Source organism: Chryseobacterium tagetis (assembly GCF_016735585.2).
Classification (GTDB): Bacteria; Bacteroidota; Bacteroidia; order Flavobacteriales; family Weeksellaceae; genus Chryseobacterium; species Chryseobacterium tagetis.
Genome location: NZ_JAERSE020000002.1, coordinates 370,994 through 387,044 on the forward strand (window position 1 = coordinate 370,994; position 16,051 = coordinate 387,044).

Here is a 16,051-nt window from a genome sequence, read left to right on the forward strand (position 1 = left end):
AATTTGAGCATATGAATGATGAAGCCAAAAGAAAACAATTAAGGAAATATAAAGCATTTGCCACCGGATTATTCCTTCTGATGGCGGTGATCTTTATCGTGACCACTCTTTTACAGAAAACCAACGATTCTCATTGGATCGGTTATGTCAGAGCCTTTTCCGAAGCAGCAATGGTGGGTGCTTTAGCGGACTGGTTTGCTGTTACCGCATTATTCCGCCATCCGCTCGGTCTGCCTATTCCGCACACCAATCTGATTGAAAACAGCAAACAAAGACTGGGTGATAATCTGGGAAGTTTCGTCGTGAATAATTTTCTCTCGCCTCAGAATATCCGTCCTTATATCCAGAAATTAAAGGTTTCAGGCTTTGTTGGTGAATGGCTGGTAAAGGAAAAAAATCAGGAAATCTTAATTAAAAATCTTTCAGATATTGTTTTAGATATTTTAAATAAACTGGATGATTCTGAAGTGAGTCATTTCATCAGCAAAAAGGTTTCTGAGATGACAGATTCAATTAAACTAAACGTCATTCTCGGAAACGGAATCACTTATCTTTTAGACAAAAACGATCATCAGAAAATCATTACCAACCTTTCTTCTCAGATCAAAAATTATATTATTGAAAATGATGAAATGATCCAGGAACGGGTAAAAAAAGGAAGCTATTCTTTTATTCCGGCTTTTGTAGACAATAAAATTGCGGATAAAATTGCAAGTGGACTTTCAGATTTTTTTAAAGAAGTGGAAGAAAATCCCAACCACGAAATCAGAGCTTTGATTACCCAAAAAATTTACGATTTCTCCAGCGAGTTAAAACAGGATCCGAAGTGGGAAGATGAGTTTAAAAATATTAAAAATGATCTTTTAAAAGGAAATAAGCTTGATGAATATTCAAATGACATCTGGGTTTCCATTAAGAATACATTGAAAAAAGAATTACAGGAAGATCGGTCTTCATTAAAAAATTATATTTCAAAAAACCTGAACGAATTTTCGCAAAATCTAAAGACAGACGAAGTTCTCCAGAATAAAATCGATCACTGGATTCGCGTAACGGCTTATAAATATATCCTGAAAAACACGCATCAATTCGGAAACCTCATCAGTTCTACAGTTGGGAACTGGCAGGGAAAAGAATTAAGTGAAAAACTGGAGCTGGAAGTCGGAAAAGATCTTCAGTTCATTCGGGTCAACGGAACTTTGGTTGGCGGATTGGTTGGATTGATTATTTATACTGTTTCGCATTTTTTCCTTTAAAAAATTAAAGTTAGGATACCTAAAACATGAAAAAAAAATTAATTTTATTATTTTCTTTAAGCTTCACATTTTTATTCTGTCAGAAAGTTCAATTAAAGAAAGTAACAGATTCTTCTCAAATTTTCAAAGGAGAAATTGCAGGAATTCCTATCACAATGCAGCTTAATTTTGCAGGAATTGCAGACTGCAGCTTATATCAGTATTTTGTAGATGGATGGTATTATTATGACAAATATCAAAAGAAAATTCCGGTCACCGGTATCTATGATTATGGAAAATTGTCATTATTTAATTTTGGAAATCAGCAGAAACAGAATTCCAAAAGTTTCAGAGAACAAATTACATCCCCTCAGAAAGTAGAAAAAACAGCAGAAATTGCAGAAGCCTTACATCCTGAAGAAAAAATTGTCTTCGAACAGAATAATGTCAAAAAGAATCCTGTTTTAGGTAATTTTTATCTGAATAGCAAAATTCAGCCGGCAAAATTATTCACAAGTAATGACATGATTTACCGTTATAATAATTATTTGATTTTGCCCAATAATAAAAAGATCAACACCTCTGATTTCATTAATAAAAATGGCGGAAATGAGCTGTTATCTTATATTTCCGGAAATGATGGGAATAGGGTTTTATTATATTTTGAACATACTTCTAATCTGAATGCCTGCGGAAGGTGCGGCGCAAGTGAAGGAGAAAAAGGATACAGAGTTTTATATTTTACCAAAGATTGGAACTATAAAAACTATGAAGAATTTCTAACGGAAAGCTGTCTTGAAAATATTTACGACACCAAAGTCACCCGAAGTAAAGATTCAAAGATTTTTAAATTTAATATTAAAAAAACAGAAAACAATCCTTCATACAATATAACCGTAGATGTCAAAAATGCTTCTGTTGCAAAATCTAAATAATTGAAACAAAAAAGAGAGCTCAAACTCTCTTTATTTTTTCTTACATATTTTTCTAAAAAGATTGGGATAAAAATCTTCAGTTCCAATTCTCATTTCCTTTGTCACAGGAAATATAAATTTTAACAAGGGAATCAAAAATATATTCAAAAGAACTAAGATTATAATATTCATTGCTTAAAAACTATTTTGGTAAACGGCTTGATCTTTTTAAAATTTCTTTATTGACATCATTAATCAATTCGGGACCTTCATAAATAAATCCTGTATACAACTGTACTAATGTAGCTCCTGCATCCAGCTTCTCTATTGCATCTTTCGCAGAATGAATTCCTCCGACTCCGATGATTGGAAATGCTCTGTTACTTCTGTCAGCAAGATATTTGATCATTTTTGTGCTTCTCTCACGAATTGGTTTCCCACTTAATCCTCCGTTTCCGATTTGTTCCAAAACTTCCGGTGAAGTTTTCAGCCCTTCTCTATTCACTGATGTATTGGAAACTACAATTCCGTCGATTTTCGTTTCAGCGATCAGCTCAATGATTTCGTCTAATTGATTGTTATTTAAATCCGGAGCTATTTTCAGTAAAATAGGCTTCTGAACAGCTTTTGACTGGTTGATTTTTTTCACTTCGGTAATCAGCTCGCGAAGATATTCTACATCTTCCAGTTTGGCGTGACTTCCTACATTCGGACAACTTACATTCAGTACAAAATAATCTACATAAGGATGAAGCCCGTCAAAACAATCCAGGTAATCCTGAGTATAGTTTTCCGGTGCCGTATCTGTATTTTTTCCGATGTTCCCACCGATGATAATTTTTCCTTTATTACCTTTCAGCTTTTCAATCGCAGCTTGTAACCCTTCATTATTGAATCCCATTCTGTTGATGATTCCGCCATCTTCGATCAATCTGAATAATCTTTTCTTAGGATTTCCTGCCTGCGCTCTTGGAGTTACTGTTCCGATTTCTACAAATCCGAAACCTAAATCTCCCAATTCATTAAAAAGAACTGCATTTTTATCGAAACCGGCAGCCAATCCAACAGGATTTTTAAATTTCAGTCCGAAAACTTCTCTTTCCAGACGTTTGTCTTCAATAGGTTTTGGGAAAAATAGTTTAGTGAGAAATCCAAAATTCTTTAACATTGAAAAAGTAAAATGATGCACTTCTTCAGGATCGAATTTGAAAAGAATCGGGCGAATGAGCGATTTGTACATTGAAAAAAAGTTTTACAAAAATACTCATTTTAAAATTAATGGTTGGTTACCCTATGATATTTTATGAAAAAATGTATTATCAATGGCATCTATAAATCTAATCTGCGTAATCTGTAAAATCTGCGGGATTGTTTTTTGACGCAAAGGTTTTATTCAAAGTGCACAATATATAAGTGAGCAAAGTAATAATCAACAAGTTGATCTGATGAAGCATTACGTCCAAGCTTCGCGAAACAAATTTATTTGTCTTTGCTCTCTAAATAGAAAGTTATACCAAATAAAATCTTTGCGTTTAAATTATTTTTTATATTTCATTTTGAACTATATTCTACTTTCAATGGTAATCCTTTTTAATAATATCAAATACTCTCAAAGGTTGTCATTCCGTAGGAATCCAAGCTACAATTTTTACAGATAATTCTCTAATACTATATCTAGATGCTTACAGCATGACAAACTGTCATCTTAATAAGAAATTAAGAATACAAACTCAAATCGAAATTCAATATCTCTCCCACTCTTTTAAACTCTTCGTCTATAGTAGCATTTACTGTAATTCTTTCGTTAGAAACTGGATGATTAAAAATCAATTGATGGGCGTGAAGCGTCATTTTGTTGATTCCAAATGTCTGCAACCATAATTTGTTCTGTTTATTGCAGCCATGCTTCCGGCAACCTAAAATGGGATGCAAAATATGTTTAAAATGTTTTCTCAGCTGATGAAATCTTCCCGTTTCAGGAATCGCTTCTACCAGACAATATCTTGAAGTCTGATGTTTTAAAAAAGGTAAATCTATTTCCGAAGTCTGCAGACGTTGATAATAAGTGACTGCATTTTGTTTGACTTCATTTTCATTAACTAAATCATAATCGATTGTTTCTTCTTCCTTCGCCCAGCCACGAAGAATGGCGATGTATTTCTTCTCAACTTCTCTTGATGCAAACTGATCACTCATGATTCTTAACGTTTCTTTATCTAAAGTAAACAACAGTACACCCGAAGTTTTTCTATCAAGACGATGTACAGGATAAACTTTTTGCCCGATCTGCTTTCTCAACTCCTGAATCGCATACGTATCGGCTTCTCCGGCATAAAAAGACTTGTGAACCAATAATCCGCTGGGTTTGTTGATGGCAATAAGATGTTCGTCGCGATAAAGAATTTCTAACATGAGGCAAAAGTAGAAATTTTTGTTTGATCTAATCACCATTCTATTCTGTAAAGAAAAAATGATTACGTTTGTATTAACAAGCATTTATTATGAAAAAACTATTATTTATTTTTATTGGTTTTTATAGCTTTTCATTATACGGACAAAATAACGATAATGATAACGTTATCGTCCATCCTCCACTAGGACAAGGAGATATTAACAACCAACCTGAACAAGATAAAATTTACTCTAAAGTTGATAAGAAAATAACATTTAATGCTAAAAACTTATCTTACTCTTTTGATTATTCTATCATAGACCCCAACCACAAACCCTCTGAGAATACTTTTGTTGTCTCTTTTGTTTCAGAAGTTCATAAGAAGATATCAAATCTAAAAATAGAAACAGGCAAAAATCAAGATATAATCGCAGGATTAAAGAGCATGTTATTGCACAAGAATTTTTATCCTGCCACTGTAAATGGTATGTTTGTTCGAAGCTATTGCAAATTGAAATTTATTTTTGACTATGATAATAATTCAATGGAAATAATTGTTTTATAAAAGTCAAAAAAACAATATTTCTAAACCTCATAGGTTTTAAAAACCTATGAGGTTTGTTTCAGGAATTTCTCTGTATTAAAAGCATATTTATCAATAACCTGCTACAAAAAAGATACAGTGACCAGCAGGTTCTCGGCTGCTGAGAAATAAATTATCAATATTTAAACTATTATTCATCGCTTTTTTTATTGAATCTCATGGAATTGGGATTCAAATTGCTATTTTTGCATTTCAGACGAAAAAAATTATGGCAAAGCAAGAAGATGTTTTCAAGAAAGTGATTTCTCACGCTAAAGAATATGGTTTTATTTTCCCTTCGAGTGAGATCTACGATGGTTTATCCGCTGTTTATGATTATGGACAAAACGGTGCCGAACTAAAAAATAATATCAAACAATATTGGTGGAAAGCTATGGTACAGCTTAACGAAAATATTGTCGGCATTGATTCAGCAATTCTGATGCACCCAACAACATGGAAGGCATCGGGCCACGTAGACGCTTTCAACGATCCATTGATTGATAATAAAGATTCTAAAAAACGTTTCAGAGCAGACGTTTTGGTAGAAGATTACTGCTTAAAAATCGAAGATAAAGAGAACAAGGAAATCGAAAAAGCAGCAAAAAGATTCGGTGAGTCTTTCGATAAAGCTCAATTTGAAGCTACGAATCCAAAAGTATTAGAATACAGAGCAAAAAGAGAGGCTATTCTTTCAAGACTGGCAAAGTCTTTAGAAAATGAAGATCTTGCTGATGTAAAAGCTTTAATTGAAGAACTGGAAATTGCTGATCCTGATACTGGTTCTAAAAACTGGACGGAGGTAAGACAATTCAACCTGATGTTCGGAACTAAATTAGGGGCCTCCGCAGATTCTGCGATGGATCTTTATTTAAGACCGGAAACCGCACAAGGTATTTTCGTAAACTTCTTAAACGTACAGAAAACTTCACGTCACAGACTTCCTTTTGGTATTGCCCAAATCGGAAAAGCATTCAGAAACGAGATTGTTGCAAGACAATTCATCTTCAGAATGCGTGAATTTGAACAAATGGAAATGCAGTTCTTCGTTGCTCCGGGAACAGAATTAGAATTCTACGAACAATGGAAGCAAAAACGTCTGAACTGGCACTTGGCTTTAGGTTTAGGTAATGACAATTACAGATTCCACGATCATGAGAAATTGGCTCACTACGCAAATGCAGCTGCTGATATTGAATTTAACTTCCCGTTCGGATTTAAAGAATTAGAAGGTATTCACTCTAGAACGGATTTCGATTTAAAAGCTCACGAACAGCATTCAGGAAGAAAGCTTCAGTTCTTCGATCCTGAAAGAAATGAAAACTATGTTCCTTATGTAGTGGAAACATCTGTTGGTTTAGACAGATTATTCCTTTCTATTTTCTCTCATTGCCTTAAGGATGAAGTATTGGAAGACGGTTCAGAAAGAACAGTTTTATCTTTACCTCCTGCTTTAGCGCCAATTAAAGCAGCTATTCTTCCATTAATGAAGAGAGACGGTTTAGCAGAATATGCAGAAAAGATCTTCAATGATCTGAAATATGATTTCAACTTATTCTATGAAGAAAAAGATGCGATCGGAAAACGCTACAGAAGACAGGATGCGATCGGTACACCTTACTGTATCACAATCGATCACGATTCATTAACAGATCATACTGTAACAATAAGAGACAGAGATACGATGGTTCAGGAAAGAGTTCCGGTATCGGAATTAAGAAGAATTATTGACGAAAAAACAAGTTTCAGAAATTTACTTTCAAAAATATAAATGTTAAAGCCTTGAGAAATCAGGGCTTTTATTTTTTATCAACATATATCCTAATTTGTTATTTTTGATTCTCAAATTTTAACCATGAAAAAAATAACACTATTGATGTTTGGTCTGTTTCAGACATTCACATATGCTCAGACTCAGGATTTAGCAGCATTAGCTTCAGGAGAACATACAGGGATGAATGCTTTATTTGATGATAAAGACAATCTCTACGGGTATGTATCCATTTACTCTTATGGAAAATCCGGAGAAAAAACGAAAAAATTCGAATATGTTATTTTAGATAAAAACCTTAATCCTGTTGCCAATAAGGAATTTGAAGGAGATATTACAGCGGCATCCTATTTAGGATATGTTGATTCTAAAGGGCAGATTATCTTAAAACCATCCCGAATAGACTATACATTAGTGAAAAATAAAGATCTATTCACTCCTGTCTCAATGGTTATAGATCCAAAAGCAAATACCGTTACCCGAAAAATATATTATGATTATTTGGAGAATGGAACTTTTAAGGAAATCAATGAACCCAAAAACTGGAAGGAACAGCGCAAAGAAAACCGTGAAGAGAAAAAAGAAAAAGGTTACAATTATGTTTCAGCAGTCGGTGAACTTAAAGAAGGGGGATATTTTGCCGTAGAATACAAAGATTTCGGAAAATACATCAGCAATAACAGCCTGATGAAATTTGACAAAGACAAAAAAGAAATCTGGAAATACAGCTACAATACCAACGGAGATAAAAAGAACTTCTCTACCCTTACTGTTCTTGAAAAAGATGAAAAGTATATGTACTGTATCATGAAGAAGGTAAGTGATGACAAAAAGACCTTTAACTTAGTGGTCATCGATATGCAAACGGGAAAAGAAGTCTCAAGCAAACCTGTAACCGGACTTTCAGATGAAACTATTGACAATATAGATACTTTCTACGCAGGATATGGAAAACTAGATAATGACAAGACTTTTGATGACAAAGTAGTTCTTGTAGGTAAAACCTTTTCACCTTCTTTTGCTCAGTTAGGATTTTCAAGATTAATTGTTAATAAATCTGACTTTAGTACAAACGTAAAATCTATTAATTTCAAACAGGATCTGACCACTTATCTTCCGAAAATAAATGCCAACGGATATGTGGAAAACGGATATATGCTTCAGTCCAGAGATATGTATTTTATGAGTGACGGAAGTGTTGGAATATTAGCAGAAAAATACAAACCAATGACTGAATATACCGCACCAAAAACCACTGATCTTGTTTATATTTATACTGATGGAGATTTTAAAGTTAAAGATGTGAAGGTGTTTGAAAAGGAAAAAACAAGATGGTTCAACAATGATTACCTTTTTTCTCAATATCTAAATGACGGAAAAGATGTTGTATTTTTCTACAGAGATTATCAGAAAGATCAGGTAACCAAAGAAAAAAAATGGAATCTTTTCATTAACACAATTATCGACGGAAAATTCAAACAGGAAATTATTCCTATTTCTGAAAAAGATAATTTCGTAGTAACACCTTATGTAGCCAAAGAAGGCTATATTTTGCTTAGAGAATACAATGAAAAAGAAAAGTTCAATAAAGTACGACTTGAAAGACTGAATTATTAATGATAAAAAAGAATCCTGACCTTCGGTCAGGATTCTTTCGTTTGATAGTAATCCGCAATATTTTTGATCTCATCCAGACTCAGATTCCACATGAAATTGAGAAACTGCTGATAGCTTTCACTCTGGTTTTTAGGATCTACTCTATCTAGATACCGGTTAAGATTATAGTTTTTTCTTCCTTCATATATCTTGACAAAACATTTTCCCAACCAGTCCTGATAATATTTTTCTTCCTCATTATCCTGCAAAAACTGCAGACAGGTATAAATTCCTACCCCATAATCTTCAGAATGAAATAAATTGGGAAGCGTTTCCATTCTGGCAATTTTTTCTAAAGCAGCATAAGATTCCGAAGCTTTTTCAGCAGCTGCATCATTTTTCAGTTCAGGGAATATTTTTCTAAGTTTTTCAATTCTCAATACCACTTCCGGATGTGAAGCCAAAGAATCTTTGTTGAGTTTTTCTTTAAAATTATTATAATTATACAGGGAAAAATCTTCTTTCTTAAGCCATTTGTCTTTAAAGCCCTGCTTCGGGAGATTAAAATACTTTTTATACGTTTCTACTTTTAATTCTCTTGGTGAAATTGTATCATAATCCTGAAGCCTTTTCAGGGTATTAATGAATTCTCCTTTCTTAAAATCGCCATTTTTAAAAATTATATACCCTAAAGAATCTGCCTGCATTTCATCCTTTCTCTTTTCAGCTCCTTTTCGGTAAATTCTATTTTTCATGATATTGAAAGCGCGTTCATTCCGATTCTCCTTTGTTGCTTTAATATCCTGCAACGTAATTTTATCAAGCTGATCCTGATCAATCATCTGCAGAAAAGTTTTCAGAGAATGTTCAGATATTTTGTGTCCCAGTTCGTGAGAGATTACAGCTCCGAGCTGATCATCATTATCCAGCCAGTTAAAAAGTCCCATATTAATTACAAAAACGCCATCTGCAAAACAGTACGCGTTCGGTGTGTTATCTTTAGCAATAAGAATGGTCAAATCCTGCGGAATCAGGGGATTATTTTTCTTTAAACGAGCAATCAGGCTTTTTACTTTTCCTTCAAATACAGAATTAAAAACAAAATCTTTATTTTTCACCTGTTTTTCAAAGTCTTTTTCAAGGTCTTTATAGATTTTTGATAGCTCACTTCCTCTTTTCCCTGAATAGGTATTTTTACTTTTTGTAACCAGGTTTTCATTATTTGCTGCGAAACTTTTAAGAAACTCTTTTCTTTTGAGATAATCTGCAGTGTCAATAGGTTTATACGTCTGCCCAAAACAAATTATAAAACCATACAGAAATAAAAAGGAAACAATTTTTTTCATCATATTTTCACCATATACTCACAAAAATAAATCATTTCATTTCATGTTTTTAAAATTATTTTAAATTTGTTACAGATCACATGATATGATAATATTCGTTTATTTCCTTACCGGTATTATTGCGGTTGTAATAATAATGTACCTTTTGGGGTATGCTTACCTTTTTAACGGAATTTCAAAAACCTATCTGCGCGGCAAATCAAGCGCCAATATCGACGATGGGAAATTATTTTCCAGCAACCTCATCGCAACGAAAACCCCGGAACTTTGGGATGAAGCTCCCGAATACAACAAAACAACATTACCGAAAAACATAGTTGATGATTTAATTCAATCCAATACCGCTTCTTTTCTCGTGGTAAAAAACGGACAATTGGTTCATGAGCAGTACTGGAACGGTTATGACCAACTTTCAAAAACCAATTCTTTTTCCATGGCAAAAGCAGTTACGGTAATGCTTCTGGGAAAAGCGCTGGAAGAAGGTAAAATAAAAAGTCTTGATGATAAGTTCTCCGATTATTTTGAAGAATTTAAGAATAAAGAATTCGGAGATCAATTGACGCTTAGAAATTTAGCCCAGATGGAAGCCGGCCTTAATTGGGATGAAGATTATAAAAATCCTTTTTTACCCAATGCAAAAGCGTACTATGGAAAAAGTCTGGTCGATGCTACTTTTTCAAGAAAATTTAAAGAAAATCCAGGAGAAAGATTTGAATACCAAAGTGGCTCTACCCAACTTCTAGGCTTTGCTGTGAGAAAAGCGATCAACCAATCATTAGCAAGCTATCTTTCCGAAAAATTCTGGGTTCCTCTGGGAATGGAACAAAATGCTGACTGGAGTACAGATGAAAGCGGAATGGAAAAAACCTACTGCTGTATTCATTCTAACTCAAGGGATTTTGCAAAACTGGGACAATTATTTTTAGATGACGGAAAAGCCTATGGGCAGCAGATCTTAAATCTTGATTTCATTAATCAAATGAAAACCCCAACTAAAAAATCCGAAGACATCTACGGAATGGGATTCTGGATCAATAATGACAATCCTGTAAAACATTATTATTTCCTCGGACTTCAAGGACAATATATTATCATGATTCCTGAGCACAATATGGTCATCGTAAGAACTGGAAGCTACACTAACCTTCCTAAAACAGACAGAGGAAGACCAGATCAGGTAAAGTTTATCGTGAATGAAACCGTACAATTATTTCAATAAACACTATGGAAAATTACAACGCAAAAGTGGATGAGTATATTGAAAAATCTCAGGATTTTGCACAGCCAATTTTAAAACACATCCGGGAAATTGTTCATGAAATATGTCCGGACACAGAAGAAACCATCAAATGGAAGTTTCCCACGTTTATGTATAAAGGAAAAATCCTTTGTTCTATGGTTTCTTTTAAGCAATATTGCAGTTTGGGATTCTGGCTTCATGATGAGATGAAAACCCTTAAAAATATTGAAACCGATGTTGAGAAAACCAATATGTTCAGCTTAGGGAAAATTACAAAAATTGGAGACCTTCCATCAAAGCCATTGTTAAAAGAAATGATCCTAGAAGCCATGGAACTTACTGATAAGGGCGTTACCCTGAAAAAAGCTTCTCCTTCAAAAACGGAAACAGAAGTTCCTGATTATTTTCAGAATGCTTTACAACAAAATAAAAAGGCATCAGAGATATTTATCAAAGGTTCACCATCTTTCCGAAAAGAATATATCAACTGGCTCACAGAAGCTAAAACAGAAGCCACCCGTAATAAGCGAATGGAACAGGCTATCGAATGGATTTCTGAAGGGAAAGCAAGAAACTGGAAGTATATGAAAAAGTAATTAGCAAAGACTGAGAAGGCAAATAGAACCACCCTATAACATCTCGAAACACGAATCCCGCATCTCTCTAACTAAATATTTAGTGAAATCTGAAATTCGCTTCGGGAAGGGTATTATTTTTTAAGAATGCTTCATATTCCGGAGATAACTTTGCACGTCCGAACGTGTTTTCTCCACTCATACTTCCAAGACGTACTTTATCTTTTCCGAATTTTTTATTCATGGCATCCATTGCTTTCATCACCGGCAAATGCTGGTTTTGAGTATCCTCTTCAAACAGACTTATTTGTCTCTGATCTTCAGGAACAAAATCATTTACAAAAACACCGGCTCTTTTGTAATGGAAACCTTCTTTATAAATGGCTTCAAACAACTCATTCACTACCCTTCCTATCAGTATTGAAGAATTGGTAGGATTGGGAAGAATTTGCGTCATTGCTTTTCTATATTCAGGCAAATCTTTTCTGAAACGGTTCGTCTGTACAAAAACCGTCACCATTTTACAACAGGTATTTTGCTTTCTTAACCGTTCCGAACAATACATTCCAAAAGTTTCTACACGTTCCCGAACCTCTTCTTTCTTCGTAAGCATTTCCATAAAGCTTCTGGTGACTGCTATCGATTTTTTCGGAGACGGAGCATCGATTTCCAGCTGACGGATTCCTTTTAATTCATTGACCATTCTTACCCCATGAATTCCCATAATTTTCCGAACCCACATTTCCGGCTTTTGCAATAAATCCCAGGCTTTGAAAACTCCGTTATCCTGCATTTTTACAGCCAACCTTCTTCCAATTCCCCAAACATCACCGATATTAAGCCATTTTAAAGCTTTCTCTATTTTTTCGGATGTATCTAAAATATAAACTCCTTCAAACTGTTCAGGAAATTGTTTTACAATTCTGTTTGCTACTTTACAAAGCGTTTTTGTGGGAGCAATTCCAATACTTACCGGAATTTTCTCCTGATCGTAGATTTCATTTTTTATGGTGATACAATAATCATAAATATTGATGTATTTAAAGCTTTTAAGATCCAAAAACAGCTCATCGATAGAATATACTTCATAATCAGGTTGGTCAACATACGCCGTTGAAATTTCAATAACGCGCTGACTTTTGAAATTATACAGCTCAAATTTTGCAGAGAAACATTGTACATCATGTTTTTTGAAAAGCTCCTTATATTTGAAAGCCGGAGCAGCCATCGGGATTCCTAAATCTTTCGCTTCTTTGCTTCTGGATATAACACACCCATCGTTGTTGGAAAGCACCACAACGGGTTTATTTTCAAGTTTCGGATCCAATGTTCTTTCACAGGAAACGAAAAAATTGTTGCAGTCTACTAAAGCATACATGATTCAAAAAACGGAATATTTCGATACAAAATTATAACTTTTAAAGCAGAATATTATCATTATTTAAAATTTTAAAACTAAATTAAACAACTGATTTACAAAACATTAATTTATTTTAAACACGTCAAGTTTTGTCGCATCTCAGGCTTAATTTTGTTTTCTAAAAAGGCTAAAAAACTGATATAATGGATAAAGTAACGATACAAAGAATTGAAAAGCTTCACCCTTTGGTAAGGGAGGAAGTAAAACAGATCATTAAAGAATGTGATGAAGCATTAACCGGAAGAGCAAAAGTGAGAATTACACAAGGATTGAGAAGCTTTGAAGAGCAGGAAAAACTCTATGCCATCGGAAGAATTACCTCAGGGAAAAAAGTAACCAATGCCAAAGCAGGACAAAGCATCCACAATTATGGACTCGCCGTTGACATCTGTATGATGATCGACGGAAAAACGGCAAGCTGGGACACGGTAAAAGACTGGGACAACGATAAAGTAGCGGATTGGTACGAATGTGTGAAAATTTTTGCAAAACATGGTTGGGATTGGGGCGGAAACTGGAAAACCTTTAAAGACCTTCCTCATTTTGAAAAGAAGAATATCCCAACAAAGAAAGGCTTGGTAAAAACGGGCTGGAGAACGTTGGCTAAAATGCCTAGGGACAAGGAAAATTATATAATCTTTTAAATTATTTTTTATACGTCGAGTTTTGGCGTTTTCTAAATGGAAATTTGAAGAAATAAATTAACAAGAAGACAACAAAATGAGTGATATAAAAAAATTAGTCAATGATCTCGTGTATAAGCGAACTAAAGAGCTTTGGTTTGATCCTAAAAACTATGAAACAAAAGAAGCAAGCAATAATTATTTTTATTCTCCTTTTTTTTCAGGCTATGTCGGAGATATTGATATACCATTCAAAATAAGATTACCTTTAAGTACAGTAGAAAAAGAACTAAAGATTGATGCAATATTCAGTTCTGAAAGTGGTTATATTACCATACAGCCTGGAAAAGATATTAATTATGATATAAAAATTGATACTCAAAACGAAGAAATCGAGTATACACTAACTTATCACTATACACAGAGCCTTACCAAAAAAAGTGATGTCGCATTAATTCTCAAAATGTACAATGCTTTTGATTTTATTAACCTCCTAAAATATATTAATATAAAACCTGCAAATGAAGCCTTTATCAATGATGAATTTAGAAAAGCTTTTTCAAGAGTAGAGTCCGATGATGATAAACTTAGCTGGCTTTATGAAAATGCATACCCATCAGCAATAAAAGACAGGAAAGATGAACAACTTTGGAATGATTTATTACGACTTTCACAATATGATGGAGAAAAATGGTTTATAGATACTGGTTCAGCAGTTATGAATATCGCTAAAAATTTCAGTGATATTAAATGGATCATTACCAAGTTAAAAGCAAATCAGAAAACTCTTCTTGAGGTTTATAATACCATTAGTGATTATGATACAAAATCTGCTTTTAGTACTATAATTAATGCCTTCATCATATTACAAGGTGATGATCTTAGTAAACCGGTATTTTTAAAAGGTAGATTATATTCGTTTAATAAACTTAATGCAACAAAAGAAAATAAACTTTTTAGAATCGTTAACCAAAAGTTAGTTTCTCAAACATCAACGGTTTATAGTACCGGAACAGTGGCTTCACAAGAAATTATAACTATTGAAGATGCAGATCTGAATCCTTGTGATTTAGTCATTATTGAAGATACAGACATCAAGAAATCTTCAAAAAACCCTATAAAAACAGCCCCAAGTACAGCTATTATGCTCTATTATATGGCTGATAATACAGATCATGAAGCATGGGTTAAAATGATTCGTCTTACCTTGGATGTAGCTGCTATTTTGGCCACAGTATATTCTGGAGGTACATCTTCGGTATTAATAAGAATTGCTGAAGCAGGATTAGCTCTTACTGATATTGCTATGATGGATGAAGGAGTGCGGAAATTTCTCTCAGAGAATGGTGGAGAATGGTTTGTAGAAAACTGGGATACTATTTATTTGATGGCGGGTTTAGGTTTTTTAAGCCGAGTAATAATTAATAGTATTTTAACAAAAGGCCCCGCTTTATTAGAATCTTTAAAAAATGTAAAAAATATTCCTAAAAACTGGTCACTCTTTAGAAAGGACTTAGAAAAATTGATTAAAGAGTTAGAAGCCTATGAAGCCAGACAAGCCGCTATTATTACAAATGAAATAGAGGAAGTTATAATTAAAGGTGATAAATATGGATTGTGGAGAAAAATTCTTAATTTGGCATCTTCTCCAGAGAAATATGTGGAAAAAATTGTTGAAGATCTAGCAACAAAAGGGGTGTCTGTAAGTAAAAATGAAGATGGATTATATAATGTGATTTACAACAATAAGTCTCTGTTTATAGGTAGAGACTCAAAGGCAAGCTTATTTTTAAGGAAAGTTTCTTTTAAAAATTTAAAAAATGCAGAAGAGTTTTGTAATAGAATTGCCATTGAAATTTTTCAAAAGTTAACAACATATTCTGCAAATCTAAAATACAAAGGAATTGTTTATGAAATTACAAAAAATGGAGGCCTTCTAAAATGGAAATTTGCAGATGAATTGTCAAAAATACCTAATACATCTGAGCTTTCAGAATATGGAGTTATTGAGTATAACTTTATGATTCCGGATAAATTATTAAAAAAACCTTATGGAGGGTTTGGACAAAAATTCTTGGATGAAAGTTTTGAAATTCATGGAAAAAAAATTAAAGCTGCAAGGGCAGACTGGAACGACGGATATAATAGTTACCCTGGAGGTTCATCCTTAGGATATAAACAGTTTTGGAAAGCATATAATGAACTCGGAAATAAAAATGAAGCATTGAAAGCAACAACCTTTTATAAAACAATGAGCAACCGTAGTATATCTATATTAACCAATGAAAGTGTTTATATAGATGAAACCGATCAAAGTGTAACAGTAATAATTTATAGTAAAAATTTTAATAAGTAA

The 16,051-nt window shown here is 33.5% G+C and carries 13 protein-coding genes; 9 read left to right on the forward strand and 4 right to left on the reverse strand.

Annotation, left to right across the window (positions count from 1 at the left end; translation table 11 throughout):
* The first annotated feature begins 11 nt into the window (after positions 1-11).
* Entirely contained in the window at positions 12-1,256 is a 1,245-nt protein-coding gene (locus JI747_RS07045) for a DUF445 domain-containing protein (protein ID WP_225687234.1), read from the forward strand.
* A gap of 26 nt (positions 1,257-1,282) precedes the next feature.
* Complete coding sequence (locus tag JI747_RS07050) at positions 1,283-2,170, forward strand: hypothetical protein (protein ID WP_225687235.1); 888 nt, start codon at positions 1,283-1,285, stop codon at positions 2,168-2,170.
* Between the two features lie 181 nt (positions 2,171-2,351).
* Here the strand turns inward: JI747_RS07050 and JI747_RS07055 are convergent, their stop codons facing one another.
* On the reverse strand, positions 2,352-3,389 hold the full coding sequence (locus tag JI747_RS07055; protein WP_225687236.1) for a quinone-dependent dihydroorotate dehydrogenase: 1,038 nt from the start codon (positions 3,387-3,389) through the stop codon (positions 2,352-2,354).
* 476 nt (positions 3,390-3,865) lie between these two features.
* Positions 3,866-4,561 (reverse strand): pseudouridine synthase, encoded by a 696-nt coding sequence (locus tag JI747_RS07060; protein WP_225687237.1) that lies wholly within the window; start codon positions 4,559-4,561, stop codon positions 3,866-3,868.
* 89 nt (positions 4,562-4,650) lie between these two features.
* Here JI747_RS07060 and JI747_RS07065 point away from each other — a divergent pair, with 89 nt between their 5' ends.
* The 3 genes from JI747_RS07065 (at position 4,651) to JI747_RS07075 (ending at position 8,512) form a co-directional block, all read left to right on the forward strand.
* On the forward strand, positions 4,651-5,106 hold the full coding sequence (locus JI747_RS07065) for a hypothetical protein (RefSeq protein WP_225687238.1): 456 nt from the start codon (positions 4,651-4,653) through the stop codon (positions 5,104-5,106).
* Positions 5,107-5,353: 247 nt separating this feature from the next.
* Entirely contained in the window at positions 5,354-6,895 is a 1,542-nt protein-coding gene (locus tag JI747_RS07070) for a glycine--tRNA ligase (protein ID WP_225687239.1), read from the forward strand.
* Positions 6,896-6,979: 84 nt separating this feature from the next.
* Positions 6,980-8,512, forward strand: coding sequence for a hypothetical protein (locus JI747_RS07075; protein WP_225687240.1), 1,533 nt, complete (start codon positions 6,980-6,982; stop codon positions 8,510-8,512).
* 26 nt (positions 8,513-8,538) lie between these two features.
* Here JI747_RS07075 and JI747_RS07080 read toward each other — a convergent pair whose 3' ends face one another.
* On the reverse strand, positions 8,539-9,840 hold the full coding sequence (locus JI747_RS07080; protein ID WP_225687241.1) for a M48 family metalloprotease: 1,302 nt from the start codon (positions 9,838-9,840) through the stop codon (positions 8,539-8,541).
* An 82-nt stretch (positions 9,841-9,922) separates the two neighbouring features.
* Here JI747_RS07080 and JI747_RS07085 point away from each other — a divergent pair, with 82 nt between their 5' ends.
* Together JI747_RS07085 and JI747_RS07090 are read left to right on the forward strand one after the other, a co-directional pair.
* On the forward strand, positions 9,923-11,056 hold the full coding sequence (locus JI747_RS07085) for a serine hydrolase domain-containing protein (RefSeq protein ID WP_225687242.1): 1,134 nt from the start codon (positions 9,923-9,925) through the stop codon (positions 11,054-11,056).
* A gap of 5 nt (positions 11,057-11,061) precedes the next feature.
* Positions 11,062-11,673 carry a YdeI/OmpD-associated family protein gene (locus JI747_RS07090; RefSeq protein WP_225687243.1) on the forward strand — a complete coding sequence of 204 codons (612 nt, stop codon included), beginning with the start codon at positions 11,062-11,064 and terminating at the stop codon, positions 11,671-11,673.
* A gap of 79 nt (positions 11,674-11,752) precedes the next feature.
* On the opposite strand, the gene JI747_RS07095 is transcribed toward JI747_RS07090, so the two are convergent.
* Positions 11,753-13,030 (reverse strand): Y-family DNA polymerase, encoded by a 1,278-nt coding sequence (locus tag JI747_RS07095; RefSeq protein WP_225687244.1) that lies wholly within the window; start codon positions 13,028-13,030, stop codon positions 11,753-11,755.
* 185 nt (positions 13,031-13,215) lie between these two features.
* Here JI747_RS07095 and JI747_RS07100 point away from each other — a divergent pair, with 185 nt between their 5' ends.
* Together JI747_RS07100 and JI747_RS07105 are read left to right on the forward strand one after the other, a co-directional pair.
* On the forward strand, positions 13,216-13,716 hold the full coding sequence (locus JI747_RS07100; protein ID WP_225687245.1) for a M15 family metallopeptidase: 501 nt from the start codon (positions 13,216-13,218) through the stop codon (positions 13,714-13,716).
* Positions 13,717-13,792: 76 nt separating this feature from the next.
* Positions 13,793-16,051, forward strand: a complete 2,259-nt coding sequence (locus JI747_RS07105) for a hypothetical protein (protein ID WP_225687246.1) — start codon at positions 13,793-13,795, stop codon at positions 16,049-16,051.

Bases quoted from the DNA above. Each gene is read 5' to 3' on its own strand.
- JI747_RS07045 (WP_225687234.1), top strand. From the start codon at position 12: ATGAATGATGAAGCCAAAAGAAAACAATTAAGGAAATATAAAGCATTT.
- JI747_RS07050 (WP_225687235.1), top strand. From the start codon at position 1,283: ATGAAAAAAAAATTAATTTTATTATTTTCTTTAAGCTTCACATTTTTA.
- JI747_RS07055 (WP_225687236.1), bottom strand. From the start codon at position 3,389: ATGTACAAATCGCTCATTCGCCCGATTCTTTTCAAATTCGATCCTGAA.
- JI747_RS07060 (WP_225687237.1), bottom strand. From the start codon at position 4,561: ATGTTAGAAATTCTTTATCGCGACGAACATCTTATTGCCATCAACAAA.
- JI747_RS07065 (WP_225687238.1), top strand. From the start codon at position 4,651: ATGAAAAAACTATTATTTATTTTTATTGGTTTTTATAGCTTTTCATTA.
- JI747_RS07070 (WP_225687239.1), top strand. From the start codon at position 5,354: ATGGCAAAGCAAGAAGATGTTTTCAAGAAAGTGATTTCTCACGCTAAA.
- JI747_RS07075 (WP_225687240.1), top strand. From the start codon at position 6,980: ATGAAAAAAATAACACTATTGATGTTTGGTCTGTTTCAGACATTCACA.
- JI747_RS07080 (WP_225687241.1), bottom strand. From the start codon at position 9,840: ATGATGAAAAAAATTGTTTCCTTTTTATTTCTGTATGGTTTTATAATT.
- JI747_RS07085 (WP_225687242.1), top strand. From the start codon at position 9,923: ATGATAATATTCGTTTATTTCCTTACCGGTATTATTGCGGTTGTAATA.
- JI747_RS07090 (WP_225687243.1), top strand. From the start codon at position 11,062: ATGGAAAATTACAACGCAAAAGTGGATGAGTATATTGAAAAATCTCAG.
- JI747_RS07095 (WP_225687244.1), bottom strand. From the start codon at position 13,030: ATGTATGCTTTAGTAGACTGCAACAATTTTTTCGTTTCCTGTGAAAGA.
- JI747_RS07100 (WP_225687245.1), top strand. From the start codon at position 13,216: ATGGATAAAGTAACGATACAAAGAATTGAAAAGCTTCACCCTTTGGTA.
- JI747_RS07105 (WP_225687246.1), top strand. From the start codon at position 13,793: ATGAGTGATATAAAAAAATTAGTCAATGATCTCGTGTATAAGCGAACT.